Annotated in this window: 2 protein-coding genes; one reads left to right on the top strand and one right to left on the bottom strand. The window is 72.1% G+C overall.

The window, feature by feature from the left end; translation table 11 throughout:
• Nucleotides 1–202 precede the first annotated feature (202 nt).
• Nucleotides 203–838 (bottom strand): HhH-GPD-type base excision DNA repair protein, encoded by a 636-nt coding sequence (locus ACFV61_RS22415; RefSeq protein ID WP_371518035.1) that lies wholly within the window; start codon nt 836–838, stop codon nt 203–205.
• Nucleotides 839–1,182: 344 nt separating this feature from the next.
• Between ACFV61_RS22415 and ACFV61_RS22410 the strand changes: the two genes are divergently transcribed.
• Nucleotides 1,183–3,597 carry a germacradienol/geosmin synthase gene (locus ACFV61_RS22410; RefSeq protein ID WP_380493563.1) on the top strand — a complete coding sequence of 805 codons (2,415 nt, stop codon included), beginning with the start codon at nt 1,183–1,185 and terminating at the stop codon, nt 3,595–3,597.
• The last annotated feature ends 72 nt before the right edge of the window (nt 3,598–3,669 follow it).

Genomic DNA, 3,669 nt, shown 5'->3' with positions numbered 1-3,669 from the left:
GGCCGCGCGGCGGGGGGGGGGCGGGTGTCCCGCGCGCGCCGGCGCGCCCGCGCTCCCCGCCCACCCGCCTGGGGGCGGCCCCCGCGCGCCCCCCCGCCCCCGGGGCCCCTCAGCGCATCCTGGGAGGCCGTGGACCGTACGGCGGTGGACTCCTCGGCGGCTCGGCAACGGTTCCCGGCGGGGCCGGCCGGGCGATCGGTTTTCAGCGCGCCCCGGCCGTGCTCACCGCCGTCGTCCGGGTCGTGGTCTTCGCCGCGGACTTGGCCTCCTTCGCGGCGCGCTTCATCTCCTGCTTGAACTCCCGTACCAGGTCGAGGGATTCGGGCCCGGTGATGTCGGCGACCGAGCGGTGCGCGCCCTCCTCGCCGTACACGCCGGCCGCCTCGCGCCAGCCCTCCGGCCGCACGCCGTACTGCTTGCCGAGCAGGGCCAGGAAGATCTGCGACTTCTGTTTGCCGAAACCGGGCAGGGCGTTGAGGCGGCTGAGCAGTTCCTTGCCGGTGCGGGTGTCCTTCCAGAGCGCGGCGGCGTCGGCGTCGTACTGCGCCACCAGGAACTGGCAGAGCTGCTGGACCCGTTTGGCCATCGCGGCCGGGTAGCGGTGCACGGCGGGCTTCGCGGACAGGAGGGCGACGAACTCCTCCGGGTTGTACACGGCGATCTCCCGGGCGTCCAGGTCGTTGCGTCCGAGCCGCTGGGCGATGGTCAGCGGACCGGTGAACGCCCATTCCATCGGCACCTGTTGGTCAAGCAACATGCCGACGAGCGCGGCCAGCGCACTCCGTCCGAGCAGTTCGTCGGCCTCGGGCTGCTGTGCGAGCCGGACGGTGACGTTCATGGGCTTGCCCTCCTCGGAGTTGACGTCGGGTCGGCGCCCAGTCTGGTGGACGGGGCGGGGGCGGAGGCGGTCAACACGCCCGTAGCAGGGGAAGTCTTGGTGTTCCAGGGCCTTGGCGTAGCTGGCTTGTTCGTTGGCGGAGCGACCGCCTGAGATACCAGCTCCGGCGGTCGGGAGAGCCGGCGGAGTACTTTTTGCCCGCGCCGGGCGGCGAAGAGGAGGGCGGCGCAGGCGGGTTGGAGGCGGCTGGTCATCTTGTATGACTGTTTCCGTTGCGCCGGTGCGGCGACCTGCCGGCGGGCCATTCTTGGTGCAATCGACGCGTCCAGAAAGGCTCGCCCGCCGTGACCCAGCCGTTCGAACTGCCGTCCTTCTACCTGCCGCACCCGGCACGCCTCAACCCCCATCTGGACGAGGCGCGGGCCCATTCCTCCGTCTGGGCACGGGAGATGGGAATGCTGGAGGGCTCCGGCATCTGGGACCAGGCCGACCTGGACGCCCACGACTACGGCCTGCTCTGCGCCTACACCCACCCCGACGCCTCCGCCGAGGCGCTCTCGCTGGTCACCGACTGGTACGTGTGGGTCTTCTTCTTCGACGACCACTTCCTCGACATGTTCAAGCGCAGCAACGACCGCGAGGCCGGCAAGGCGCACCTCGACCGGCTGCCGCTGTTCATGCCGGCCGACCCGGCCACCCCGATGCCGGAGCCGGAGAACCCGGTCGAGGCGGGCCTGGCCGACCTGTGGCGGCGTACCGTGCCGGTGATGGGCGAGGACTGGCGGATCCGCTTCGCCGAGAGCACCCGCAACCTGCTCAACGAGTCGCTCTGGGAGCTCGCCAACATCAACGCCGGCCGGATCTCCAACCCGGTCGAGTACATCGAGATGCGCCGCAAGGTGGGCGGCGCGCCCTGGTCCGCCCAACTGGTCGAGTACGCGGCCGGCGCCGAGGTCCCGAAGGAGGTCTCCGGCTCGCGCGCGCTGCGGGTGCTGATGGACGCCTTCTCGGACGGCGTGCACCTGCGCAACGACATCTTCTCCTACCAGCGGGAGGTGGAGGACGAGGGCGAGCTGAGCAACGGCATCCTGGTGCTGGAGAAGTTCCTGGAGTGCTCCACCCAGGAGGCCGCCGAGGCGGTCAACGACCTGCTCACCTCGCGGCTCCAGCAGTTCGAGAACACCGTGTTCACCGAACTGCCCGTGCTGTTCGCCGAGACCGGGCTCGCCCCCGAGGGTCGCGCCCGGGTGCTGGCGTACGTCAAGGGCCTCCAGGACTGGCAGTCCGGCGGCCACGAGTGGCACATGCGCTCCAGCCGGTACATGAACGGCGGTGGTGCGGCGGCCGGTTCGGGCGGCCGCGTCGCGGCGGGAACGGGCGGCGCGCTGCCCGGCGCCGGCAACTGGTGGGACCCGTTCGCGATCGGCGGGGTGGGCACCTCGGCGCTGGACATCCTGCGCAGCGGGGCGATGGGCGGCGGTGGACCTGCGGCCGGTCCGGCCGGTCCGGTCGGCCCGGGCGGCGTCGGACCGGCCGTCCGGCGGGCCCGGTCGCACGGCCACCTGCCGTACCAGCCCGTCGGGCCGTCCCGACTGCCCGAGTTCAAGCTGCCGTTCGAGGCCACCCTGAACCCGCACCTGGGCGGCGCGCGGGAGCGGGTGATCGAGTGGGCCGAGCGGATGGGCCTGCTGGCGGAGCAGCCCGGCATCCCCGGATCCGGCATCTGGGACGCCGCGTCCATGCGGGACTACGACCTCCCGCTCTGCGCGGCCGGCATCCACCCGAACGCCACCGCCGACCAACTCGACCTCTCCTCCGCCTGGTTGGCCTGGGGGACCTGGGCCGACGACTACTACCCGGTGGTCTTCGGACGCACCCGCGACCTGGCCGGCGCCAAGCTCGCCAACGAGCGGCTCCCGCTGTTCATGCCGGTGGACGGCAGCCCCGCGCCCGAGCCCGCAAACGCCCTGGAACGCGGCCTCGCCGACATCTGGGAGCGCACCGCCGGCCCGATGACGGCGGACGCCCGGCGGAAGTTCCGCCAGACCGTCGAGGACATGACCGCGAGCTGGATCTGGGAGCTCAACAACCAGGTGCAGAACCGGATTCCGGACCCGGTGGACTACCTGGAGATGCGCCGCGCCACCTTCGGCTCCGACCTCACCATGAGCCTGAGCCGGCTCGCCCACGGGAAGGCCGTGCCGCCCGGGGTACACGAGCACGGCTCGATGCGTTCGCTGGAGAACTCGGCCGCGGACTACGCGTGCATGATGAACGACCTGTTCTCGTACCAGAAGGAGGTCGAGTACGAGGGCGAGGTGCACAACGCCGTCCTGGTGGTGCAGAACTTCTTCAACTGCGACTACCCGTCGGCGGTCCGGATCGTCGACGACCTGATGCACTCCCGGCTGGACCAGTTCCAGCACGTCGCGGCGAAGGAACTCCCCGTCCTGTACGACGACTTCGCGCTGGAGCCGGAAGCGCGGGAGCTGCTGGACGGGTACGTGAAGGAGCTGGAGAACTGGCTCGCGGGCATCCTGGTCTGGCACCGGGACTGCCGCCGGTACCGCGAGGAGGACCTGCTGCGGCACTTCGGCGCGGAGCGGCAGCTCAGGGCGGGGGCGGCGGTCGAGGAACTGCCCGCGCCCGCCGCCGTGCCCGCCGCGGTGCCGCTCGGCCCGACCGGCCTGGGCACGGCCTCGCTGCGCCCGCCGCTGGCCGGCGCGGCTCCGGCCGCCGGGGTGGCGACCCTGGGCTGACCGGAGGGTGCTGCCAGGCCAGCGACCAGGCCCGCATCGCCTCGACCTCCGCCTCCTCCGGCACCTCCCCCT

This window comes from Kitasatospora sp. NPDC059817, from assembly GCF_042731835.1.
GTDB lineage: Bacteria > Actinomycetota > Actinomycetes > Streptomycetales > Streptomycetaceae > Kitasatospora.
Note: the sequence above shows the minus strand (reverse complement) of the source record. Positions and strands in the feature narration are given on the sequence as shown.